Annotated in this window: 20 protein-coding genes and 1 other RNA gene; 12 read left to right on the forward strand and 9 right to left on the reverse strand. The window is 63.6% G+C overall.

Annotated features, from left to right (window positions below; all coding sequences use genetic code 11):
* The first annotated feature begins 129 nt into the window (after nucleotides 1–129).
* The 8 genes from ccoG (at nucleotide 130) to E5221_RS19355 (ending at nucleotide 8,643) form a co-directional block, all read left to right on the forward strand.
* Nucleotides 130–1,545, forward strand: a complete 1,416-nt coding sequence (ccoG, locus tag E5221_RS19320) for a cytochrome c oxidase accessory protein CcoG (RefSeq protein WP_015271140.1) — start codon at nucleotides 130–132, stop codon at nucleotides 1,543–1,545.
* A 15-nt stretch (nucleotides 1,546–1,560) separates the two neighbouring features.
* On the forward strand, nucleotides 1,561–2,085 hold the full coding sequence (locus tag E5221_RS19325) for a FixH family protein (protein WP_003259657.1): 525 nt from the start codon (nucleotides 1,561–1,563) through the stop codon (nucleotides 2,083–2,085).
* Between the two features lie 150 nt (nucleotides 2,086–2,235).
* A complete protein-coding gene (locus tag E5221_RS19330) occupies nucleotides 2,236–4,710 on the forward strand; it encodes a heavy metal translocating P-type ATPase (protein WP_247846271.1) in 2,475 nt (824 codons plus the stop codon).
* Nucleotides 4,689–4,904 carry a cbb3-type cytochrome oxidase assembly protein CcoS gene (ccoS, locus tag E5221_RS19335; protein WP_013973501.1) on the forward strand — a complete coding sequence of 72 codons (216 nt, stop codon included), beginning with the start codon at nucleotides 4,689–4,691 and terminating at the stop codon, nucleotides 4,902–4,904. Before E5221_RS19330 ends, ccoS begins: the two co-directional genes overlap by 22 nt.
* Complete coding sequence (locus tag E5221_RS19340; RefSeq protein ID WP_061551053.1) at nucleotides 4,897–5,580, forward strand: sulfite exporter TauE/SafE family protein; 684 nt, start codon at nucleotides 4,897–4,899, stop codon at nucleotides 5,578–5,580. Before ccoS ends, E5221_RS19340 begins: the two co-directional genes overlap by 8 nt.
* 157 nt (nucleotides 5,581–5,737) lie before the next feature.
* Nucleotides 5,738–7,120: an oxygen-independent coproporphyrinogen III oxidase gene (gene hemN / locus E5221_RS19345; protein ID WP_015271144.1), complete on the forward strand. Its 1,383-nt coding sequence runs from the start codon at nucleotides 5,738–5,740 to the stop codon at nucleotides 7,118–7,120.
* Nucleotides 7,121–7,304: 184 nt separating this feature from the next.
* Nucleotides 7,305–8,039, forward strand: a complete 735-nt coding sequence (fnrA, locus tag E5221_RS19350) for a Crp/Fnr family transcriptional regulator FnrA (protein ID WP_015271145.1) — start codon at nucleotides 7,305–7,307, stop codon at nucleotides 8,037–8,039.
* A 55-nt stretch (nucleotides 8,040–8,094) separates the two neighbouring features.
* Entirely contained in the window at nucleotides 8,095–8,643 is a 549-nt protein-coding gene (locus tag E5221_RS19355; protein WP_009683910.1) for an adenine phosphoribosyltransferase, read from the forward strand.
* A gap of 144 nt (nucleotides 8,644–8,787) precedes the next feature.
* Here the strand turns inward: E5221_RS19355 and recR are convergent, their stop codons facing one another.
* From recR to dnaX, 3 genes are all read right to left on the reverse strand, one after another.
* The gene (recR, locus tag E5221_RS19360) at nucleotides 8,788–9,390 is read right to left on the reverse strand and encodes a recombination mediator RecR (protein WP_003259670.1); all 603 of its coding nucleotides are present in this window, start codon (nucleotides 9,388–9,390) and stop codon (nucleotides 8,788–8,790) included.
* Nucleotides 9,391–9,679: 289 nt separating this feature from the next.
* The gene (locus E5221_RS19365) at nucleotides 9,680–10,015 is read right to left on the reverse strand and encodes a YbaB/EbfC family nucleoid-associated protein (RefSeq protein ID WP_003259671.1); all 336 of its coding nucleotides are present in this window, start codon (nucleotides 10,013–10,015) and stop codon (nucleotides 9,680–9,682) included.
* A gap of 64 nt (nucleotides 10,016–10,079) precedes the next feature.
* Nucleotides 10,080–12,152, reverse strand: coding sequence for a DNA polymerase III subunit gamma/tau (gene dnaX, locus E5221_RS19370; protein WP_247846273.1), 2,073 nt, complete (start codon nucleotides 12,150–12,152; stop codon nucleotides 10,080–10,082).
* A 123-nt stretch (nucleotides 12,153–12,275) separates the two neighbouring features.
* Here dnaX and E5221_RS19375 point away from each other — a divergent pair, with 123 nt between their 5' ends.
* Nucleotides 12,276–13,043, forward strand: coding sequence for a transporter substrate-binding domain-containing protein (locus tag E5221_RS19375; protein ID WP_247846275.1), 768 nt, complete (start codon nucleotides 12,276–12,278; stop codon nucleotides 13,041–13,043).
* Nucleotides 13,044–13,224: 181 nt separating this feature from the next.
* On the opposite strand, the gene E5221_RS19380 is transcribed toward E5221_RS19375, so the two are convergent.
* The gene (locus tag E5221_RS19380) at nucleotides 13,225–13,500 is read right to left on the reverse strand and encodes a hypothetical protein (protein ID WP_247846277.1); all 276 of its coding nucleotides are present in this window, start codon (nucleotides 13,498–13,500) and stop codon (nucleotides 13,225–13,227) included.
* Nucleotides 13,501–13,868: 368 nt separating this feature from the next.
* The gene (locus E5221_RS19385) at nucleotides 13,869–14,357 is read right to left on the reverse strand and encodes a DUF2938 domain-containing protein (protein WP_123085903.1); all 489 of its coding nucleotides are present in this window, start codon (nucleotides 14,355–14,357) and stop codon (nucleotides 13,869–13,871) included.
* 82 nt (nucleotides 14,358–14,439) lie between these two features.
* Between E5221_RS19385 and E5221_RS19390 the strand changes: the two genes are divergently transcribed.
* From E5221_RS19390 to E5221_RS19400, 3 genes are all read left to right on the forward strand, one after another.
* The gene (locus tag E5221_RS19390) at nucleotides 14,440–14,862 is read left to right on the forward strand and encodes a helix-turn-helix domain-containing protein (RefSeq protein WP_123085902.1); all 423 of its coding nucleotides are present in this window, start codon (nucleotides 14,440–14,442) and stop codon (nucleotides 14,860–14,862) included.
* Nucleotides 14,863–14,998: 136 nt separating this feature from the next.
* Nucleotides 14,999–15,424 carry a hypothetical protein gene (locus E5221_RS19395; RefSeq protein WP_039614435.1) on the forward strand — a complete coding sequence of 142 codons (426 nt, stop codon included), beginning with the start codon at nucleotides 14,999–15,001 and terminating at the stop codon, nucleotides 15,422–15,424.
* A gap of 106 nt (nucleotides 15,425–15,530) precedes the next feature.
* Nucleotides 15,531–16,088, forward strand: coding sequence for a hypothetical protein (locus E5221_RS19400; RefSeq protein WP_232881343.1), 558 nt, complete (start codon nucleotides 15,531–15,533; stop codon nucleotides 16,086–16,088).
* 154 nt (nucleotides 16,089–16,242) lie between these two features.
* Here E5221_RS19400 and ffs read toward each other — a convergent pair.
* The 4 genes from ffs to smc all read right to left on the reverse strand — a co-directional run bounded on the left by ffs (nucleotide 16,243) and on the right by smc (nucleotide 23,821).
* Nucleotides 16,243–16,339, reverse strand: an RNA gene (gene ffs / locus E5221_RS19405) — signal recognition particle sRNA small type.
* Nucleotides 16,340–16,667: 328 nt separating this feature from the next.
* Nucleotides 16,668–18,998 (reverse strand): NAD-dependent DNA ligase LigA, encoded by a 2,331-nt coding sequence (gene ligA / locus E5221_RS19410; protein WP_013973519.1) that lies wholly within the window; start codon nucleotides 18,996–18,998, stop codon nucleotides 16,668–16,670.
* 238 nt (nucleotides 18,999–19,236) lie between these two features.
* Complete coding sequence (gene zipA, locus E5221_RS19415; protein WP_015271153.1) at nucleotides 19,237–20,127, reverse strand: cell division protein ZipA; 891 nt, start codon at nucleotides 20,125–20,127, stop codon at nucleotides 19,237–19,239.
* Nucleotides 20,128–20,332: 205 nt separating this feature from the next.
* Nucleotides 20,333–23,821 (reverse strand): chromosome segregation protein SMC, encoded by a 3,489-nt coding sequence (gene smc / locus E5221_RS19420; RefSeq protein ID WP_173895921.1) that lies wholly within the window; start codon nucleotides 23,819–23,821, stop codon nucleotides 20,333–20,335.

The following is a 23,821-nucleotide window of genomic DNA, read 5'->3' on the forward strand; positions in this document are numbered from 1 at the left end:
AAAGGTCGCAGTGCAGCCCCATACTGCCATCAGCGGCGTATCATGGGCCGCAGAGCGCTAGCAGATTGCGCTAGACTGCGGCCGGCATGCACTGGCTGCGGCACTTCTCCACTGCCGTGGGACTTGATGATGAGCAAGCAAATTCCGGTACATGACGTCACCCCGCCTGCCAACAAAGGGAAGGATTCCGTCGACCTCTACGCCTCCCGGGAAAAGATCTACACCCGCGCTTTCACCGGCCTGTTCCGACGCCTGCGCATGGTCGGCGGGGCTGTGCTGTTCCTGCTGTACTTTGGCACGGTGTGGTTGAACTGGGGCGGCCACCAGGCCGTGTGGTGGAACCTGCCCGAGCGCAAGTTCTACATCTTCGGCGCTACCATCTGGCCGCAAGACTTCATCTTGCTCTCGGGCATCCTCATCGTTGCCGCCTTCGGCCTGTTCTTCATCACCGTGTTCGCCGGCCGGGTATGGTGCGGCTACACCTGCCCGCAAAGCGTGTGGACATGGATATTCATGTGGTGCGAGAAGGTCACCGAGGGCGACCGCAACCAGCGCATGAAGCTCGACAAAGCCCCCATGAGCGGCAACAAGTTCCTGCGCAAGTTCGCCAAGCACAGCCTGTGGCTGCTGATCGGTTTCGTCACCGGCATGACCTTCGTCGGCTATTTCTCGCCGATCCGTGAACTGGCAATCGAATTCTTTACCGGCCAGGCCGACGGCTGGGCCTACTTCTGGGTCGGCTTCTTCACCCTCGCCACCTACGGCAACGCCGGCTGGCTGCGCGAGCAGGTGTGCGTGTACATGTGCCCCTACGCGCGCTTCCAGAGCGTGATGTTCGACAAAGACACGCTGATCGTTTCCTACGACCCGCGTCGTGGCGAAACCCGCGGCCCGCGCAAAAAGGACCTGGACTACAAGGCCGCAGGCCTGGGCGACTGCATCGACTGCACCATGTGCGTGCAGGTCTGCCCCACCGGCATCGATATCCGTGACGGCCTGCAGATCGAGTGCATCGGCTGCGCCGCGTGCATCGATGCCTGTGACAACATCATGGACAAGATGAATTACCCAAGGGGGCTGATCAGCTACACCACCGAGCACAACCTGTCCGGGCAGAAGACCCACATGCTGCGCCCGCGCCTGATCGGCTATGCCGTGGTACTGCTGGTGATGATGGTCGGCCTGGCCACCGCCTTCGCCACCCGTTCGCTGGTCGGCTTCGACGTCAGCAAGGACCGCGTGCTGTACCGCGAGAACGCCCAGGGCCGGATCGAGAACGTGTATAGCCTGAAGGTGATGAACAAGGACCAGCGTGACCACGTCTACGTGCTGGATGCCACCGGCCTGCCGGACCTGAAGCTTGAAGGCCAGCGCGAGATCCGCGTGGACGCTGGTGATATCGTCAGCCTGCCGGTGCAGCTGTCGATCGCGCCCGAGAAACTGCCATCGACCACCAACGAAATTACCTTCATCCTCAAGAGCGCCGATGACAGCGACGCCCAGGTTGAAGCCAAGAGCCGCTTCATCGGCCCACAGATCCGCTAAGAGAGATAACCCACAATGCCTGCCACCGCCGCCAGCCCCTGGTACAAGCACCTCTGGCCCTGGATCATCATCGGCATTCTCGCCACCTCGGTGTGCCTGAGCCTGACCATGGTCAGCATCGCCGTGCACAACCCGGACAACCTGGTGAACGACAACTACTACGAGGCTGGCAAGGGCATCAACCGCTCGCTGGACCGAGAACTGCTGGCGCAGACGCTGGGCCTGAAGGCCGGCGTGCACCTGGACGAGCTGACCGGCGAAGTGGACGTGCGCCTGACCGGCAACAGCGACCCGCAGAGCCTGGAGCTGAACCTGATCTCGCCAACCCAGCCGGAGAAAGACCGCAAGGTGCTGTTGAGCCGGGTCGAGGCTGGGCGCTATGTAGGGCAGCTGGAGGACAAGGTTGACGGGCGGCGCTTCGTTGAGCTGCTGGGTAGCGAAGGTGGCCAGGTGTGGCGCTTGTTCGAGGAAGAAAAGGTGGAGCATGGTGTGACCTTGCAGCTGGGTGATGAAGCACTGCAAGGTGCCGAGCACCAATAATCGCACCTCCGCCGCTCCTTGTAGGAGCGGGTTTACCCGCGAATGCGTCTAACCTGAAAACATCATTGCCTGATCTGACGCATTCGCGGGTAAACCCGCTCCCACAGGTGCCGTGCCCAACCTAGCCGATTTGTTTAAGGCAATGATGTGATGACCCAGCCCACCCCTTGCTACCACTGCGCAATGCCCGTCCCTGCCGGCAGCCGCTTCAACGCCGTGGTCCTCGGTGAGACCCGGCAGTTCTGCTGCCCCGGCTGCCAGGCGGTGGCCGAGTCGATCGTCGCCGGTGGCCTGGAGCACTATTACCAGCATCGTAGCGACAACAGTGCCAACCCCGAGGCCCTGCCCAAACAGCTGCAGGACGAGCTCGCCCTCTATGACCGCAGCGACGTACAGCAAACCTTCGTTCGCCATGCCGGCGACCTGGCCGAAACCACCCTGCTGGTCGAAGGTATCAGCTGCGCCGCCTGCGGCTGGCTGATCGAAAAGCACCTGCGCAACCTGCCCGGCGTCGCCGAGGCGCGCCTGAACCTGTCCAACCACCGCTTGCTGCTGAACTGGGATGACAAGCAACTGCCGCTCTCGCGCCTGCTCGCCGAGCTGCGCCAGATCGGTTACGCCGCCCACCCTTATCAGCCCGACCAGGCCGCCGAGCAACTGGCCCACGAGAACCGCAGCGCCCTGCGCCGCCTGGGCGTGGCCGGGCTGCTGTGGTTCCAGGCGATGATGGCAACCATGGCCACCTGGCCGGAATTCAACATCGACCTGTCGCCCGAACTGCACACCATTCTGCGCTGGGTGGCGCTGTTTCTCACCATCCCCATCGTGTTCTACAGCTGCGCACCGTTCTTCAAGGGCGCGGCACGCGACCTGCGTACCCGCCACCTGACCATGGACGTTTCGGTGTCGCTGGCCATTGGCCTGGCGTTCGGCGCCGGCATCTGGACCGCCATCACCGGCAGCGGCGAGCTGTATTTCGACACCGTGGGCATGTTCGCGCTGTTCCTGCTCACTGGCCGTTACCTGGAGCGCCGCGCCCGCGAACGCACTGCCGCGGCCACTGCGCAGCTGGTCAACCTGCTGCCGGCCTCGTGCCTGCGCCTGGACGCCGTCGGCCGCAGTGAACGCATCCTGCTCAGCGAGCTGCAGCGCGGTGACACGGTGCAGGTGCTGCCAGGCGCGGTAATCCCCGCCGACGGGCGCATCGTCGAAGGCCGCTCCAGCGTCGATGAATCGTTGCTGACCGGTGAATACCTGCCGCAACCACGGCGGGTCGGCGAGCGGGTCACGGGCGGTACCCTGAACGTCGAAAGCACCCTGAACGTGGAAGTCGAAGCCCTCGGCCACGACTCGCGGTTGTCGGCCATCGTCCGCCTGCTGGAACGCGCCCAGACCGAAAAACCCCGCCTGGCCGAAATCGCCGACCGGGCCTCGCAGTGGTTCCTGCTGTTCTCGCTGCTGACCGCCGCGGCCATCGGCCTGTGGTGGTGGCACCTGGACCCGACGCGGGCGTTCTGGATCGTGCTGGCCATGCTGGTAGCGACCTGCCCCTGCGCGCTGTCCCTGGCCACGCCAACGGCGCTTACCGCAGCCACTGGCACGTTGCACAAGCTCGGCCTGCTGGTGACCCGTGGCCATGTGCTGGAAGGCCTGAACCAGATCGACACGGTGATTTTCGACAAGACCGGAACGCTGACCGAAGGCCGCCTGACCTTGCGCAGCATTCGACCGCTCGGCAGCCTGCCCGCCGACCGCTGCCTGGCCCTGGCCGCAGCGCTGGAGAACCGCTCCGAACACCCCATCGCCCGTGCCTTCGGCCGCACCGCCACGCCTGCTGACGACGTGCAGACCGTGCCGGGCCTGGGCCTGGAAGGGCTGGTCGACGGCCAGCGCCTGCGCATTGGCCAGGCCACCTTCGTCTGCGCCCTGAGCGGAGCGGAAATCCCTGGCGTGCCAGAGCCGCGCGGCCAGTGGCTGCTACTGGGCGACCGCCAGGGCCCACTGGCCTGGTTCGGCCTGGACGACCGCCTGCGCGACGATGCCCCTGCCCTGCTGGCGGCCTGCAAGGCCCGTGGCTGGCGCACGCTGCTGCTGTCGGGCGACAGCTCGCCGATGGTCGCCGAAGTGGCCGCGCAGCTGGGCATCGACCAGGCCATCGGCGGCCTGCGCCCGGACGACAAACTGGACCGGCTGAAGGCGCTGCAGGCGGCCGGGCGCAAGGTGCTGATGCTGGGGGACGGGGTCAACGACGTGCCGGTACTGGCCGCCGCGGACATCAGCATCGCCATGGGCAGCGCCACCGACCTGGCCAAGACCAGTGCCGACGCCGTGCTGCTGTCCAACCGCTTGCAGGCGCTGGTACAGGCCTTCGAGCTGGCCCGCCGCACCCGCCGCAACATCCTCGAGAACCTGCTGTGGGCGACCCTGTATAATGGCCTGATGTTGCCGTTCGCCGCGCTCGGCTGGATCACCCCGGTATGGGCAGCCATCGGCATGTCGGTCAGTTCGCTGATCGTGGTGCTCAATGCCCTGCGCCTGACCCGCCTGCCCCCGGCATCGGGTTTGCCATCGACCGAAGCGCCCCTGCCTGGGAGGAAATCGCCATGCCCGCCCTCTATGTCATGATCCCCGCGGCCCTGCTGCTGGTCGGCGTGGCCGTGTACATCTTCTTCTGGGCGGTGGACAGCGGCCAGTACGACGACCTGGAAAGCCCTGCCCACAGCATCCTGTTCGACGACCAGGACCCGCGCCATCAGGCGGCGGTGAAGCCTGACGACAGCAAAGCCGACACCGACAAGGAAAACCCGCCCCGTGCCTGACCTGCTGCCCCTGCTGGGCTCGGCGTTGATCCTCGGTTTGCTCGGCGGCGGCCACTGCCTGGGCATGTGCGGCGGCCTGATGGGCGCGCTGACCCTTGCCATCCCGCCTGAACAACGTGGTCGGCGCATGCGCCTGCTGCTCGCGTACAACCTTGGCCGCATTCTCAGTTATGCCTGTGCCGGCCTGCTGCTGGGCCTGGCCGGCTGGGCCGTGGCCAGCAGCCCGGCGGCGCTGGCACTGCGGGTGGTGGCGGCGCTGCTGTTGATCGCAATGGGGCTGTACCTGGCCGGCTGGTGGAGCGGGCTGACCCGCATCGAGGCGCTGGGCCGGGGACTGTGGCGGCATATTCAGCCAGTGGCGTCGCGCTTGCTGCCGGTGTCCAGCGTGCCTCGGGCGTTGTTGCTGGGGGCGCTATGGGGGTGGTTACCATGCGGCCTGGTATACAGCACCCTGCTGTGGGCGGCCAGTCAGGGCAATGCCGGGTACAGCGCGGCGCTGATGCTGGCGTTCGGCGTGGGGACCTGGCCGGTGCTACTGGCCACGGGACTGGCGGCTGAGCGAGTAAATCGGTTGTTGAAACGGCGCAGTGTGCGGGTGGCTGGCGGGGTGCTGGTGATGCTGTTTGGGGTATGGACCTTGCCCGGGCCGCATCAGCATTGGTTGATGGGGCATTGATGGGGGCCGCCGTGCGGCCCTTCGCGGGCATGCCCGCTCCCACAGGGCCCTGCGAACGGCTGATAGCAGCCCCTATGCCCTTGATACAAATCAACACCGATTCCTGCAGACAGCCATAGACTCCGGGGCACTGCTGCTCTTTCCGGGGACCACCCTCATGCTCGACGACCTACGTTGGGATACCGACCTGATCCGCCGCTACGACCTGGCCGGGCCACGCTACACCTCCTACCCGACCGCCGTGCAACTGCACAGCGAAGTGGGCTCGTTCGACCTGCTCCACGCCCTGCGCGAGAGCCGTCGGGCCGTGCGCCCGCTGTCGCTGTACGTGCACGTGCCGTTCTGCGCCAACATCTGCTACTACTGCGCCTGCAACAAGGTCATCACCAAGGACCGCGCCCGCGCTGCGCCCTACCTGCAGCGCCTGGAGCAGGAAATCCAGCTGATCGCCTGCCACCTCGATCCCAAGCAGCGTGTCGAGCAGCTGCACTTCGGCGGCGGCACGCCAACCTTCCTCAGCCATGTGGAACTGCGCCAGCTGATGGCTACCCTGCGCCAGCACTTCCACCTGCTGGACGACGACTCCGGCGACTACGGCATCGAGATCGACCCGCGCGAAGCCGACTGGTCGACCATGGGCCTGCTCCGCGAACTGGGCTTCAACCGCGTCAGCCTGGGCGTGCAGGACCTCGACCCAGCCGTGCAGCGCGCGGTCAACCGCCTGCAGAGCCTGGAGCAGACCCGCACCCTGATCGAAGCCGCGCGCACCCTGCAGTTCCGCTCGATCAACCTCGACCTGATCTACGGCCTGCCCAAGCAAACCCCGGAAGGCTTTGCCCGCACTGTCGAAGAAGTGATCCGCCTGCAACCCGACCGCCTGTCGGTGTTCAATTACGCCCACCTGCCCGAGCGCTTCATGCCGCAACGGCGCATCGACAGCAATGACCTGCCCAGCGCGGCCGCCAAGCTGGAGATGCTGCACGCCACGATCGACCAGCTGACCGCAGCCGGCTACCGCTACATCGGCATGGACCACTTCGCCCTGCCCGACGACGAGCTCGCCATCGCCCAGGAAGAAGGCACCCTGCAGCGCAACTTCCAGGGCTACACCACCCATGGGCACTGCGACCTGATCGGCCTGGGCGTGTCGGCCATCAGCCAGATCGGCGACCTGTACTGCCAGAACAGCAGCGACCTCAACACCTACCAGGACAGCCTGTCCAACGCCCAGCTGGCCACCCAGCGCGGCCTGCTGTGCAACCACGACGACCGTATCCGCCGTGCAGTGATCCAGCAACTGATCTGCCATTTCGAGCTCGATTTCGAGCCGATCGAACAGGCATTCACCATTGATTTTCGCGGCTACTTCAACGACCTCTGGCCAGAACTGCTGACCTTGCAGCGCGACGGCCTGATCCGCCTGGATGACAAAGGCATCCGCATCCTGCCGGCCGGCCGCCTGCTGGCGCGCTCGGTATGCATGGTGTTCGACGCCTACCTGGCGATGCACAACCGCCAGCGCTTCTCGCGGGTGATCTGAACCGAGTCGTTCAACCGCATGGACAAAGTTCCTTGCCAGGCACACCATGGGCACAGCGAAGGCCCCGGCGCACACCCGCCGGGGCCGGGCCAGCTCGCACCACAACAGCGCAAGCTGGCCTACAACCTATGCCGTGAGTTACCCTTACGTCTTATGTGTGCTTTCCCACAAGGATCGAATGAAAATGTCCGAGCCAGTCAAACTGCGCCCACACAACCAGGCCCATTGCAAGGACTGCAGCCTGGCCCCCCTGTGCCTGCCTCTGTCGCTCAACCTGGAAGACATGGATGCACTGGATGAAATCGTCAAACGTGGGCGGCCGTTGAAAAAAGGCGAGTTCCTGTTCCGCCAGGGCGACAATTTCGGCTCGGTCTACGCGGTACGTTCCGGCGCGCTGAAAACCTTCAGCCTCAGCGACAGCGGCGAAGAGCAGATCACCGGCTTCCACCTGCCCAGCGAGCTGGTCGGCCTGTCGGGCATGGACACCGAAGCCTACCCGGTATCGGCCCAGGCCCAGGAAACTACCTCGGTGTGCGAAATCCCGTTCGAACGTCTCGACGAGCTGTCGGTGCAGCTACCGCAGCTACGCCGTCAACTGATGCGGGTAATGAGCCGGGAAATCCGCGACGACCAGCAGATGATGCTGCTGCTGTCGAAAAAGACCGCCGACGAGCGTATAGCCACCTTCCTGGTCAACCTGTCGGCACGCTTCCGCGCCCGCGGCTATTCGGCCAACCAGTTCCGCCTGAGCATGTCGCGCAACGAAATCGGCAACTACCTGGGCCTGGCGGTGGAAACCGTGTCGCGGGTGTTCACCCGCTTCCAGCAGAATGGCCTGATCCGCGCCGAAGGCAAGGAAGTGCACATTCTCGACCCGATCCAGCTGTGCGCGCTGGCCGGTGGAGCAATGGAGGCCTGAGGCCGGCGTTTAGCGGGTATACTTGGGCATTCGTTTTCCCAGGATACCCGCAACAATGCACAGCGACGCCTTCGACCTCAAAGCCCTGATCCGCCCGGTAGTGGACTTCCCCAAACCGGGTGTGATCTTCCGCGATATCACCCCGCTGTTCCAGTCGCCGCGCGGGCTGCGCTATGTGGCCGACCAGTTCATCGAGCGCTATGTCGAAGCCGAGTTCAGCCACATCGGTGCCATGGATGCCCGGGGCTTTCTGATCGGCTCGATCATCGCGCACCAACTGAACAAGCCGCTGATCCTGTTCCGCAAGCAGGGCAAGCTGCCGGCTGATGTGCTGAGCGAGGGTTACCAGACCGAGTACGGCGAAGCCTTCCTGGAAGTGCACGCCGACAGCCTGTGCGAAGGGGATTCGGTGTTGATCTTCGATGACTTGATTGCTACGGGCGGTACGCTGCTGGCAGCGGCCAACCTGGTGCGCCGGACCGGTGCGCAGGTGTTCGAGGCGGCGGCGATCATCGATCTGCCGGAGCTGGACGGGTCGCGCCGGCTGCAGGCGGCCGGGGTACCGACTTTCTGCCTGACCGAGTTTTCTCTTAGCGAGTACTGAGTTGGGTTTTGGGGCTGCTTTGCAGCCCATTCGCGGCACAAGGCCGCTCCTACAGGGATCGCGAAATATCCGAAAATTACGCGGCCCCTGTAGGAGCGGCCTTGTGCCGCGAATGGGGCGCAAAGCGGCCCCAACAATTCTGAATCAGAGCGAAATCGGCCGACGCCCCGCAAAGGCATGGGCCAAGGTCCCACCATCCACCAGCTCCAGCTCGCCACCCAGCGGCACGCCATGGGCAATCCGCGACGCCACCAGGCCCTTCTCGCTCAGCAACTGGGCAATGTAATGCGCCGTCGCCTCCCCTTCCACCGTCGGGTTGGTCGCCAGGATCACCTCGGTGAAGGTGCCCTGCTCCTCGATCCGCGCCATCAGCTGCGGAATCCCGATCGCCTCGGGCCCCAGCCCGTCCAGCGGCGACAAGTGGCCCTTGAGCACGAAGTAGCGACCACGGTAGCCGGTCTGCTCCACTGCATACACATCGGTCGGCCCTTCGACCACACACAACTGGGTATCGTCACGGCGCGTGTCGGCGCATTGCGGGCACAGCTCCTGCTCGGTCAGGGTACGGCACTGACGGCAATGCCCAACCCCTTCCATGGCCTGGGTCAAGGCCTGTGCCAGGCGCAGGCCACCGCTACGGTCACGCTCGAGCAGTTGCAGGGCCATGCGCTGGGCGGTTTTCTGGCCGACACCCGGGAGAATACGCAGGGCATCGATCAGTTGGCGGATGAGTGGGCTGAAGCTCATGGGAAAGGCCTGACAAATCAATAAGAGGCGGTTTATACCCAGCGGGGGCAGTGGCGTCAAATCAGCCATGCGCACATTGCAAGGCTTGCGCGGTCCCTGTAGGAGCGGCCTTGTGTCGCGATGGGGCGCGAAGCGGCCCCAGGTTATCAGCTTCGCAGCATGGATTGCCGGGGCTGCTGCGCAGCCCTTTCGCGACACAAGGCCGCTCCTACAAAGACCGCGCAGGCTGCAGGAACGCACAAAAAACCGCCGCTGGTATCAGCGGCGGTTTTCGGTAACGCAAATGCCCTTAGAACGGCATCTTGAAGCCCGGCGGCAGCTGCATGCCGGCGGTCATGCTGCCCATCTTGTCCTGGCTGTTCTGCTCGACCTTGCGCACCGCGTCGTTCAGTGCCGCGGCGATCAGGTCTTCCAGCACTTCCTTGTCGTCTTCATCAGTCGACATCAGGCTCTGGTCGATGCTGACACGCTTGACGTCGTGACGACCGGTCATCACCACGCTCACCAGGCCACCACCGGACTGGCCGGTGACTTCGGCGTTGGCCAGCTCTTCCTGCATCTTCTGCATCTTTTCCTGCATCTGCTGGGCCTGCTTCATCAGGCCGGCCATGCCACCTTTCATCATGGGGGTATACCTCGATTGGGTCATGTGATGCGGCCCGGCACCGGGCCGGCCGCATGGTTATCCGTTACTGGCCCTGATTAACCAGGGCTTCTACAGGCTCAATAGTATCCTGCCGCACCTTGGCGCCGAACAACTTGATCATCTGCTGGATCAACGGATCCTGCTCGATCGAGGTGACTGCGTCCTGCTGGCGCTCGGCGCGTTTACGCGCCGCCGCCTGGGCCGGGGTTTCCTGCTCGGGCAGGATCAGCTCGATGCGCAGGTTCAGCGTGCGCCCCAGGTGCTGGTTGAGCGCTTCGTTAAGGCGCCGTTGCTGGGTGGCGTTGAACAGCGCACCCTGGCCAGGGTCCAGGTGCAGCAGCCAGTCGTCGCCATCGACGGCAATCAACGTACAGTTTGCCGCGATGTTGCCTGTCATCCCGGATACAGGCAACTGTGGGAATAATTCCAGCCATTGCAGGGCCAGGCCGGTGGCCGGCTTGGCTGCGAGCAGCGGTTCGGCTGCCGGCTTGGGTGCTTCTTCCTGGACGTGTTCGGCCAGTTCATCCAGGTAGCTGAAGCCGACCGGGTCGCTTTCGCCGCCGTAATAGTCTTCGTCCAGGGGCGGTTCATCGTCGCGGTCCATGCCCACGGCGGCATAGGCGGACGGGTCGAAGGGTGGCTCGTCGTCGTGCGCCGGGGCGGCAGGTGCCGGCGTGGGCGCAGCGGCCGGTGCAGGAGCCGGCGCAGGCTCGGCCACTACCGGTGCGGGCGTTGGCGCGGGCTCTTCCCATGGCAGGTCAACCACCTCTGCCACGGGTTCTGGTGCTGGCTCAGGTTCGCTGACCGGGGCAAGCTCAGCTGCCACCACAGGCTCGACAACCGGCTGTGGCGCTGGCTCGACCGGTGCGGGCGCCTGCACTTGTTGCTCGGCAACCGGTGCAACAGGCGCCACGACAGCAGCGGCCGGCGGCGCCACGGCAACCGCCGGCGCTGCCACCGGTGTTGCAGGATCAGCTGTGGCCTGGCTGATCCCCACTGGCTTTAGTACCGGCTTCGGCGCGTCGTCGGTGTCAGCGGGGCGGAACGCCAGCATGCGCAGCAGGACCATTTCGAAGCCGCCGCGCGGGTCCGGCGCAAGTGGCAGGTCACGGCGGCCGATCAGGCCCATCTGGTAATAGAACTGCACGTCCTCGGCTGGCAATGCCGAGGCCAGCGCCAGCACCCGCTCACGGTCGCCCTGGCCGTTGTCCACCGCTTCCGGCAGCGCCTGGGCAATGGCCACGCGGTGCAGCACATTGAGCATCTCGGCCAGCACGCCAGCCCAGTCCGGGCCCTGCTCGGCCAGGTTGCGCACGGCCTCGAGCAAGGCCCGGGCATCGCCTTCGAGCAGCGCCTGCAGCACCCCGTAGACTTGGCCATGATCAAGGCTGCCGAGCATGGCCCGCACATCAGCGGCCAGTACCTTGCCTTCGCCAAAGGCGATGGCCTGGTCGGTCAGGCTCATGGCGTCGCGCATCGAACCATCGGCCGCGCGCCCCAGCAGCCACAGGGCATCCGGCTCGAACGGCACGTTCTCGGCGGCCAGAACATGGCTGAGGTGCTCGACCACCCGCTCCGGGCTCATGTTCTTCAGCGAGAACTGCAGACAGCGCGACAGGATGGTGGCCGGCAGTTTCTGCGGGTCAGTGGTGGCGAGGATGAACTTGACGTAGGGCGGTGGCTCTTCCAGCGTCTTGAGCAAGGCGTTGAACGAGTGAGTCGAGAGCATGTGCACTTCGTCGATCAGGTAGACCTTGAAGCGCCCACGACTCGGGGCGTACTGCACGTTATCGAGCAGTTCGCGGGTGTCCTCGACCTTGGTGCGGCTGGCGGCGTCGATCTCGATCAGGTCGACGAAACGGCCTTCGTCAATCTCCCGGCACACCGAACAGGTACCGCAGGGCGTTGAGGTGATGCCGGTTTCGCAGTTCAGGCACTTGGCGATGATACGGGCAATGGTCGTCTTGCCCACACCCCGGGTACCAGTGAACAGATAGGCATGGTGCAGGCGCTGGTTGTCCAAGGCATTGATCAAGGCCTTGAGCACATGGGTCTGGCCGACCATTTCGCGGAACGAGCGCGGACGCCATTTACGTGCAAGAACCTGATAACTCATCGAAAAACCATCGCAGCCTGATCGAGCGGAAGATCGCTAATGCTAGCGGAGCGGGGGCAAAATTGCACCCTGCGCAAGTCGTCTAAGCTTTGAAACTGGCGCGCCATCCAGGGAGGATCGCCTTTGCGAAGACTGCTGGCCCTGTTGCTGCTGTGGAGCACCTACAACCAGGCTGAACAGCCCCTGGTGCGTTTTTCTGTCGCCGAGAGCTGGAGCATGCCGCTGGTGCGCATCGAAGGCGACCAGCCGGTGGAAGGCATGCTGTACGACCTGATGCAGGCCTTGGCCAAGGAAGTGGGCATCCGCCCTGAATACCACGTCATGGCCCGCCTGCGTCTGCAGGAGGCGATGAACAGCGGTGATATCGATGTGCGCTGCTATGTCAGCACCCAGTGGTTCAATGACCGGCCAGGGGATTTTGTCTGGAGCATTCCACTGCTGCACCAGCGAGACCTGCTGGTAGGACGCGCTGGCAATAGTACTCCGCTGCCCCCGGAGCAATTGCCTGCCCAGGCCATCGGTACGGTGCTTGGCTACACCTATTCGACCTTGCAACCGCTGCTCGCCCAGGGTCGCCTGCACCGCGAGGACAGCCGCAGCCAGTTGCTGGTACTGCAGAAGCTGCAAGCCGGGCGCTATCGGCATGCGGTAAGCAACCAGCTGTCGTTGCAGTGGTTTAATCAGGGCCTGCCCACCGAACAGCAATTGCAGGCGCTGGCAGTACTGGAAGAACAGGACCTGGGGTGCATGGTACGCAATGACCCGTCGATACCGACCCAAGGGCTGCTGCGGGCGCTGGTGCGAATGAAGCAGTCGGGGGAGATCGAGCGGATTGTGCAGCGGTATGGGGGGACGGGCAACCAAGAACCCATGTCTGTGGCTGGCCCCTGAGCCACGCATACCTGATGAAAGACAAACCCGCCCGAAAATTGCACGCCCGCTGTGGGAGCGGGTTCACCCGCGAACACCGGCAAAGCCGGTGCCATCCATCGCGTCGCGTTCTTCGCGGGTAAACCCGCTCCCACAGGGTTAATTGATATCCCTGCTATCTCTACTTACTCCAAGGCCGACTTCACTGGCTTCTACGCTCAACTGCCAGTGCCACAGCATCCGCCTGCCCCCAGGCAATCTGCATGGCCCGCAACCCGTGCTCCAGCAACTGCCGCGTCTCCTCGTCCTGGATACGCTCCAGCGCCCGCCGGCTGTCGCTATAGGCAAACATCAGATAGTGGGTGACATTCATCAACGCGAACTCCATCGGCACGATGCCTTCGCTGATCGCGCGGGAAAGGGATTTACCTTGGGGAAGCTCGAAAACGTGGGGTGAATCGGGGACCAGTTTTTTCATGACAGCTCCGTGTTGGCTGTGTTGTCCCCTTCCGCTTCCACGCATTAGGGTGGCAACTGTACGCGGGGTGGAAGACCAGGTACACGGTAGACCCGGCAGGTACGAATACCTCCCGCGCACAGCCGCCATAAATGACAACCGTCCCGTGTACTGCCCAGGCTTCCACACCCGATCGCTGAACCGACAGCGACCGCAAAAGCCTAGTGGGCGGTGATTCCCGGGACAATCAGACGGGAGTCGACGGAGTGCGTAGGATATTTCGACACCTCCTACAGAAAAAGCGGGAAATTGCCCTGACCGTTGTAGGAAGCATCCTGAAAGCAGATCGCATTCCTGCTACCGATTGCTCGTCTTGAGGAATGTCGCTCTCACACAGCCGCAACCAAACCCGCACTCAAGAACATCCCAACGCCAAACACAGAATGCGTGGCCAGGCTCTTCAAGCAGTTGCGCGCAGGCGTCGGCGTCCTCGACGCAAAGAACCCCGCGCCCATCGCCGGCTGCATGAAGCACAAAGGCGCCACGACCGTCACCACACCAACAACCAGCGCAGGCAACAATGTAGGTGCCAGCAACCAGCCCTCCCCCACGATCATGACCAGCAGCATCGCGAACAGCACGCCGATGGCGTAATGAATCCCCCACCCCAACGCCAGCTCATGCCGCACCGGTTCCGCCTTGGCAATCGCCTGGTGCCGCACACGCCCGTGCAGCAAATGCCCCGCCCAACGCCCGACCATGGCGAAGTTCAGCGTGGCGACACCCATTCGCCTCAGCAGCAGCCCCCACAGGTCCATCACCATCGTGGCACCGATACCAATTGGCAAAGCAGCGGACAACATCGCAGTAAACGTCATTGAACAAGCCCTCGAAGATTGACGGTCATCACCATGCCGCGCAGCATAGAAGTTGAAGTCAACTTCAAGTCAAGGGCCCGAAATGGACATTGCCGACGTCGCCAAACGCACAGGCGTACCCGCCTCGACGCTGCGCTACTACGAGAAGAAAGGCCTGCTCAAGTCACTCGCCGGGCCTGGCCAGCGGCGGCAGTTCGCAGCCGATGTTGCAGACCGGCTGGCGCTGATCGCCCTGGGCCAGGCTGCGGGGTTTTCGCTGGATGAAGTGGGGACGATGCTGGTGGACCTGCAAGTCGACCGGCAGATGCTGATCGCCAAGGCCGACGAACTGGATGCACGGATCAGGCGCTTGCAGGCGATGAGCAAGGGCTTGCGGCATGCGGCGCAGTGCCCTGAGGAAGATCACCTGGAATGCCCGAAATTCCAGCGGCTGATGAAGCTGTCGGCGGCGGGGCATGGAAAAAAACAGGGCAGTTCAACAGTTGCCTTTAAGCGGCCAGGATAAACCACCATCTGGATGCATCAACATCTGAATAGAGTAATGGCAATACGATATCAATGCGCCACTACTCAGTGTAGAGTTACGCGCCTCCGCGCCCAGTCGTGCGCCGAGAACAGTACTCACACTCAGGAAATGTTGCATGTCCACAATTCGAAATCTGACCGCTGCCGCACTGATAGCGCTGACCACTGGTTGTGCTACCGGCCTCAATTCGGCCCAAGAGTCGGAACTTGCCAGCTATCGCGCCAGAAACCTCGCGGTTGAAGAAAAAAGCCCAGGGCTTGCTGCCGGCCTTGGCCTGCTTCCAGGTGGCGGCTCGTTCTATGGTCGTGCATATGGCTTTGGCGTGGTGAACCTGCTGTTCTGGCCGCTTTCCATTCTGTGGGACCCGGTGAGTGGGCATGACGCTGCAGAGATGATCAACTACCAAGCCACCAAAGCCCATGTTGTAACGCTGAAAAAGCACGACATGGACGAGCTCGATGCCAAGCTGGAATCCGACTCGATCGACCTCAAGCGCTACACGCTCGACAAACGCAGAATCGATGAGAAATACAACCTGTAAGGGCATCTGCCGCACAGCGCGACGCTCGGCCTTTCAATAGTTGAAGCCATACACGATGTATGGCTTTCGTCTTGCACTACCGGCATCTCACTCAAGGATTATTAAAGTGACCTACTTCCGTGTGTTTCTGGTCTCGGTATTTATTGCCCTTTGCACAGGGTGCGCTTCGCCTGCTCAAATCTCCGGGATGTCCGTGGCATCCGACCAGACCGATGCGCAGTTTTACGATCAACGCCTGCATCGCAATATTCAGGTAACCGAAGTAAATGGCGGAGACGCCACCAACCCGCTCTGGACTTCGGAAATCGACGGCCCGGACTTTGGCGCTGCACTCAAACAATCACTTGCCAGTGCTGACCTGCTTGGCGAAGCACCTGCCGCCTACACCCTGCGCGCCAACCTGCTACGCGTCGACCAACCCATTTTTGGCCTGGACTTCGAAGTTACCTGCGAGGCTGAATATACGTTGACCGAGTCCGCTACAAACACCGTAATTTTCCGAGAGATCATCAGGACGCCCTTTACCGCTGGCGTTGGCGACTCCGTTATCGCGATCAAGCGCCTGCGCCTGGCCAATGAAGGTTCGGCACGCACAAATATCCACACGCTGCTGAAGCGCCTGAAGGAACTCAAACTTGAGACCAGACAGGTTTCTTTGAAGTAATGAACGCCTGCTGATAGCGGCTTTCGATGCGGGTAGGACGACAGCGCCTACTCCGCTGCATCGGCGCGGTCGCGGCAGGACTGGCGGCCAAACCAGAGCGAAGTTGGGTAATGCGAGAAATCCTTGAGAATTCAAGGACCTGAAATGGAGGCGGCCCCACCAGCCACACCCCGGCACTCGATGTTCCCGCTATGGCTGCTCCCTTCCGGGCCTGACCAGGTTAACGGGTAATCAATGCGGGGGGACCGATGGGACCACCACTACAAGGCTCGCTGAACAGCGAGTGGCGCCATTGTACCGGTCTTGGGGGCAGATACAACCTCTGGAGGAGAAAAAGTCATCATTTCTCAATGACTTGTCCGGGCCGGGTGGTCTGGGGCTGCCAATTCGCGGGTGAATCCGCTCCTACAGGGTTAACGCTGACAGCAAGACCAGCGCAGGACTTGTGGGAGCGGGCGTGTCGAGGCGTCGAACCGCCGCGAAGCAGGCAACGCGGTGGATGGCACGGGCTTCGCCCGTGTTCGCGGGCATGCCCGCTCCCACAAGGACCGCGCAAGCCACAGGGGATTGCGCAGGGCGTTAGACAGCGATGCCCTGTTCGCCCAGGAAAGTGACGAAGGCATCTTCATCAAGCACCTTCACCCCCAACTCACTGGCCTTGGCCAGCTTGGACCCCGCCCCCGGCCCCGCCACCACGCAGTGGGTCTTGCCGGATACCGAACCCGCCACCTTGGCCCCCAGGCTTTCCAGCTTTTCCTTGGCGATATCACGGCTCATGCGCTCCAGGGTGCCGGTCAGCACCCAGGTCTGGCCGGCCAGCGGCAAGCCTTCGGCCACTTTCTTCTCGCTGCTCCAGTGCATGCCGAACGCCAGCAACTGTGCCTCGATGTCTCGGGCCAGCTTCTGATTGGCTTCATCCTTGAAAAACTCGCGCACGGCTTCGGCCTGCTTGGCCGCCAGGGCCTGGCGCAGGTCGATACCGTCGGCGGCGATGATCTTGTCCAGGCTGTCTAGCTTGGCCACCAGCTTCTCGGCACCGGTCGGGCCAACCGAGGCGATGTCGAGCTTGGCGATCATGCCGGCCAGGGTGGTGCTGGCGGCGAACTCGGCAGCCAGCTCGCCTTCGTCCTGCAGTTGCATGCCGCTGTCGAGCAACTGCTTGATGACCTTGCGGTTGTGCTCGTCCTCGAAGAAGTTGTGGATCTCGTACGCCACCTCCAGGCCGATGTCCGGCAGGTAGGTGAGCACTTGCGGCAGCGCTTGCTGCACGCGTGCCAGGCTGCCCAGCGAGCGGGCCAGCACCTTGGCCGTCTCCTCGCCTACGTCCGGGATACCCAGGGCGTAGATGAAGCGCGCCAGGCCCGGGCGCTTGCTGGCTTCGATGGCATCCAGCAGCTTCTTGCTGGACACTTCGGCAAAGCCTTCCAGGCCGACGATCTGGTCGAATTCCAGCTTGTACAGGTCGGCCGGCGAACCGATCAGACCTTCGTCCACCAATTGCTCGACGCTCTTCTCGCCCAGACCATCGATGTCCATGGCGCGGCGTGACACGTAGTGGATGATCGCCTGCTTGAGTTGGGCGCCACAGGCCAGGCGACCGACGCAGCGGTACACCGCCCCCTCGCTGGTTGTTTCCTTGCCCTTGCTACGCTTGACCAACTGGGTACGCTCGACCTGCGAGCCGCATACCGGGCACTCACTCGGCACCTGCACCGGGCGCGCATCTTCCGGGCGGCGCTCCAGCACTACCTGCATCACCTGCGGAATCACGTCACCGGCGCGGCGGATGATCACCGTGTCGCCAACGCGCAGGCCCAGGCGGGCGATTTCGTCCATGTTGTGCAGGGTGGCATTGGACACGGTCACACCGGCCACCTTGACCGGCTTAAGGCGTGCCACGGGCGTTACGGCGCCGGTGCGGCCGACCTGGAACTCGACATCCAGCACCTCGGTCAGCTCTTCCATGGCCGGGAACTTGTGGGCAATCGCCCAGCGGGGCTCACGGGCACGGAAGCCCAGCTCGCGCTGGGCGGCCAGGCTGTTGACCTTGAACACCACGCCGTCGATTTCGTAGGGCAGGCTGTTGCGTCGCTCGCCGATGTCGCGGTAGTAGGCCAGGCATTCTTCGATACCGGCGGCATGCTTGAGTTCGCGGCTGATAGGCAACCCCCACGCCTTGAGCTGTTCGAGGATGCCGATGTGGCTGTCGCCAATGCTCGCAGACACCTGGCCGACGCCATAGCAGCAGAACTCCAACGGGCGGCTGGCGGTGATTTTCGAGTCCAGCTGACGCAGGCTGCCGGCTGCGGCGTTGCGCGGGTTGGCGAAGGTCTTGCCGCCGGCTTCGGCCTGGGCGGCGTTGAGCCGGTCGAAACCGGCCTTGCTCATGTACACCTCGCCGCGCACCTCCAGCACCGCAGGCCATCCCTCGCCTTGCAGCCTGAGCGGGATGTTGCGCACGGTGCGTACGTTGGCACTGATGTCTTCGCCGGTGGTGCCGTCGCCACGGGTGGCGCCCTGTACGAGCAGACCGTCGCGGTACAGCAAGCTCACGGCCAGGCCGTCGAGCTTGGGCTCGCAGCTGTAGTCGACCGCACCGGGCTGGTCGAGGCCGTCTACCACGCGGCGGCCGAACTCACGCAGGTCGGCTTCTTCGAAAGCGTTGCCCAGGCTGAGCATGGGCACTTCGTGGCGGACCTGGCTGAACGCGGCCAGGGCTGCGCCACCGACGCGCTGGGTGGGCGAGTCGGGGGTTACCAGGTGCGGGTATTCGGCTTCAAGCGCCTTGAGCTCGTTGAACAGGCGGTCGTATTCGGCATCGGGCACGCTTGGCTCATCGAGCACGTAGTAGCGGTAGTTGTGCTGGTCGAGCTCGGCACGCAGTTCGTGGATACGGGTTTCGGCGGTCATGGGATTTGTCTTCTCTTGCAAAGCAAAAGAGCAGCCTGGGGGTGGTGCCGGGGGCTTGAGGTATTTATTGCCTGTGCCGGCCTCTTCGCGGGTAAACCCGCTCCTACAGGGACACCACAAACCTCAAGGGCCGTGGTGCCCCTGTAGGAGCGGGTTTACCCGCGAAGAGGCCGGAACAGGCGATAACAACACCCGAACCGACCAGCACGCCCTGAGGCTGCTCTTTCGTCTGGATCTGTCAGCGCTTCTGGGTCAGCGCACGGCGCTCGAACTCGACGATGCGCTGGCGATAGTGCTCGATGGTCTGGGCGGTCAGCACGCTGCGCTGGTCGTCCTTGAGTTCACCGTTCAGTTCGTGCGCCAGCTTGCGTGCCGCAGCCACCATCACGTCGAAGGCCTGCTTCGGATGACGCGGGCCCGGCAGGCCGAGGAAGAAGCTCACCGCGCGGGTGCTGAAGTGGTCGATGTCGTCCAGGTCGAACACGCCGGGCTTGACGGCGTTGGCCATGGAGAACAGCACCTCGCCGTGACCGGCCATGCTCTCGTGACGGTGGAAGATGTCCATTTCGCCGAAGCGCAGGCCGCTTTCCAGAATGTTCTGCAGCAGCGCCGGGCCCTTGAAGCCACCCTCGTCGCGGGAGATGACGCTGATCACCAGCACTTCCTCGGCCGGCGGCAGCTCCTTGACGCTGCTGCTGGCAGGCGCAGCACCGTTGCTGCGGGTATTTTCCGCGGCAAAGTCGTCATCGCTGTCGGCAAACAGATCGGGCTCGCGTGGCTCGGCGCTGAGGTTCAGGTCGCCCTGCTGTGCATCCGCAGCAGCGGTGGCGCGCTTGCCGCGCTTGGCAGCCTTGGCCGGCTTGGGCTCGCGCTCGCGATCACGCGCAGAAGCACTGAGCGACGGCAGGTCGCTTTCGTCCAGCTCAGGCTCCTTGTGGGTATCCAGCACCCGCGACGGGCCAAGCACTTCGGCATTGCCCTCTTCGTCCGGCAGGTTGGAATAACTGCGATCCAGACGGAATTTCAACTTGCCTTTCCCGCCGCGCATGCGGCGCCAGCCGTCGAAAAGAATCCCGGCAATGACAATGATGCCGATGACGATCAGCCACTCGCGCAGACCGATTTCCATGTAATCCCGTGCCTCTATAAAAATATGCTTGAAAACAAAGGGTTCAAAGCCCTTTAACACGTGGCGCCAACTCTATGTTCTGACAGGCGTTTTACCCACGCAAAAAACGAGTGACATTAAGCTAGCACGACCAAAGACAACTTTACACCGTCTGTCGCACATGGCGGGGGCATTTCGCTACGGAATATGCCCTTATCGTCGAGCATCAGGCATCGACCATGGCCATGGCCTCCTCCACGTCGACGGCAACCAGACGTGAACAGCCCGGTTCATGCATGGTCACCCCCATCAATTGATCCGCCATCTCCATGGCAATCTTGTTATGGGTGATGTAGATGAACTGCACGCTTTCACTCATTTCCTTGACCAGACGGGCGTAGCGCCCGACGTTGGCATCGTCCAGCGGCGCGTCGACTTCGTCGAGCATGCAGAACGGTGCGGGGTTCAACTTGAAGATGGCAAACACCAGCGCCAATGCGGTCAGTGCTTTCTCGCCGCCGGACAGCAGATGGATGGTGCTGTTCTTCTTGCCCGGTGGCCGCGCCATGATCGTTACCCCTGTATCGAGTAGATCTTCGCCCGTCAGTTCCAGATAAGCGCTGCCACCACCGAAAACTTTTGGGAAAAGTGCCTGTAATCCGGCATTTATCTGATCAAAGGTATCCTTGAAGCGGTTGCGGGTTTCCTTGTCGATCTTGCGAATGACGTTTTCCAGGGTCTCCAGGGCTTCGACCAGGTCGGCGTCCTGGGCGTCCAGGTAGCGCTTGCGCTCGGACTGCTGCTCGTACTCTTCGATGGCCGCCAGGTTGATCGCCCCCAGGCGCTGGATACGCGCCTCGAGCTGCTCCAGCTCCTGTTCGGTACCCTGCTCGCTGGCCTCGGCCTCGAGAGTGGCGAGCACACCTTGCAGGTCGTAGCCGTCGGCCAGCAACTGCTCCTGCAAGGTCTTGCGCCGCACATCCAGGCCCTGGCACTCCAGGCGCAGCTGCTCCAGCTGGCCACGCAGCAATTGGGCCTGCTGCTCGGCCTGGGTACGACGCTTTTCGGCGTCACGCAGTTCGCGGTCGGCTTCGTCCATGTGCAGGCGGGCCTGGCGCATTTCCTCGTCGACGCTCATGCGCCGCTCCAGCAGCTCTTCCAGCTTCAGGCGCAGTTCTTCCTGCGGGGCCTCGCCCTCTTCCAGGTTCAGGCTCAGTTGCTCCTGGCGCTCGATCAGGCGCGCGGCCTGCTGCTCCAGGCGCTCCAGTGCCTGCCGGGTGGAGTCGTGCTGGGCACGCAGCGAGCCCAGGCGGACAGCCAGCTGGTGGGCGTGATCCTTGTGCTGGCGGGCCTCCTGGCGCACGCGATCAAGGCTTTCGCGCAAAGTGTCGCGGCGGGCCATCAACTGCTCGCGCTGCTCGGTGTCCTGGGCCATCAGTTCCAGGGCCTCCTGCAGCAGCAGGCGGGCTTCGCCCAGTTGCTCATGTTCCAGAGCGCGCTGCTCTTCCAGTTCGGCCAGCTCTTCCTGCAGGCGCCGGCGGCGCAGCTCGACCTGCTCGGCACGTGCGCGGCCAGCCGACAGGTTGGCCTTCAGTTCGCCATGCAGGCGGCTTTCTTCCTGGGTGCGACGGCGCAGTTGTTCACGCTGTTCTTCAAGGTCCTGCTGCTGCTCGCGCAGGGCCTGCAGTTGCTGTTCCAACTGCTCCAGCGCCGCATCCTGCTCCAGCTGCTCCTGGCCGAGGCGCTCGATCTCCTGGCCGCGCGCCAGCACGCCGCCTTCGGCTTCGCCGCCACGGCGCACCCGCAGGAAGTGTCTACCAACCCAGTAGCCATCGCGACTGACCAGGCTCTGGCCTTCGCCGAGCGACGCGCGCTGTGCCAGCGCCTGGGCAAGGTCTTCCACGGGTTTGACCTGCCCCAACCAGGGCGACAGGTCGACACGGCCTTCGACCTTTTCCAGCAGGCTGCCGGGCAGCGACGAGCCGGTACCGCTCGCCAGCAGCAAGCGCAACTCGCCCTGCTCCAGGCCGGCAAAATCCAGATTACTGAAGTCGTCCACCAGTACAGCCTGCAGGTCGGCGCCAAGCACGGTTTCTACCGCAAGCTCCCAGCCCGGCTCAACCCGCAACCCTTCAGCCAGCCGCGGCCGTTGCTCCAGGCCTTGGCCCTGCAGCCAGTCCGCAGCACCTGCACCCGGCTCCAGGGCGGCCTGCTGCAAGGCTTCGAGCGAGGCCAGGCGGCCGCCCAGGCGTTGCAGGTCGCCCTGCGCCTGCTGTTGGGCCTGGGTGGCCTGCTGCAGTTGTTCACGCGCGCCTTCCAGGCGCTCGACCACCTGCTCTTCCGACAACTGCAACTCTTCCAGCAACATTTCGCTACTGGCCAGCTGCTCGGCCAGTTCGAGCATGGCCGCATCCTGCGGGTCGCTGCCCAGCAGCTCGCGCTCCTCGCCCAGCTTGCGTTGGCGCTCGGCCTGGCGTTCCAGGCTGGCTTCCAGCTGCTGCAGACGCGCCTGCTGCACTTCGGCCTGGCGGCGCGGCTCGGCGGAACGGCTGTTGAAGCTGTCCCACTGTTCCTGCCAACCGTGCATGCCCAGCTCGGCCTCTTCAAGGGCAGCGGCGGCTTCTTCGGCAGCGGCCAGGGTCATTTCCTGCTCGGGTTCGAGCATTGCCAGCTCTTCGCCCAAGGTAGCCAGCAGGGTGCGGTCGTGCCCGAGGTGCGACTCGGTTTCCAGGCGCGTGCGCTCGGCTTCCTTGAAGTCATCCTGCAACTGGCGCAGGCGCTGCTGGCCGTGCTGGATGCTCTGCTCGACCCGGGCGATGTCACCGGCCACCGAGTAGAAGCGGCCCTGCACCTGGTTGAAGCGCTCGGACAATTCGTGATGGCCATCGCGCAAGCGCTCGATGCTGGCATCGGCATTACGCTGCTCGGCCACCAGCGCCTCATGGGACACATCCTGGTCGCCGATCACCGCCTCGCGCTGGCGCACCCGTTCGTCCAGATCACGCCAGCGCAAGGCCGACAGGCGCGCCTTCAACTGGCGTTCCTGGGCTTTGTATTCCCGGTACTTCTCGGCTGCCTGGGCCTGGCGGTGCAGGCGCTCCAGCTGGCGTTCCAGCTCTTCGCGCAGGTCGGTCAGGCGCGCCAGGTTTTCCTGGGTGCGGCGGATGCGGCTCTCGGTTTCCCGGCGGCGTTCCTTGTACTTGGAAATACCGGCGGCTTCCTCGATGAAGTTACGCAGCTCCTCGGGCTTGGCCTCGATCAGCTTGGAGATCATGCCCTGTTCGATGATCGAGTAGCTGCGCGGCCCCAGGCCGGTACCGAGGAAGATGTCGGTGATATCGCGCCGGCGGCACTTGGTACCGTTGAGGTAGTAGCTGTTCTGCCCGTCGCGGGTGACCTTGCGGCGGATCGAGATTTCGGCGTAGGCGGCATATTCGCCGACCAGGGTGGTTTCGCTGTTGTCGAACACCAGCTCGATGCTGGCCTGGCTGACCGGCTTGCGGCCACTGGAGCCGTTGAAGATGACATCGGTCATCGACTCGCCGCGCAGGTTCTTCGCCGAACTCTCGCCCATCACCCAGCGCACGGCATCGATGATGTTGGACTTGCCACAGCCGTTGGGGCCGACCACGGCCGCCATGTTGCTGGGGAAATTGACCGTGGTCGGGTCGACGAACGACTTGAACCCGGCCAGGCGAATGCACTTCAGGCGCAT

It is taken from the genome of Pseudomonas sp. A2 (genome assembly GCF_023100865.1).
Taxonomy (GTDB): Bacteria; Pseudomonadota; Gammaproteobacteria; order Pseudomonadales; family Pseudomonadaceae; genus Aquipseudomonas; species Aquipseudomonas asiatica.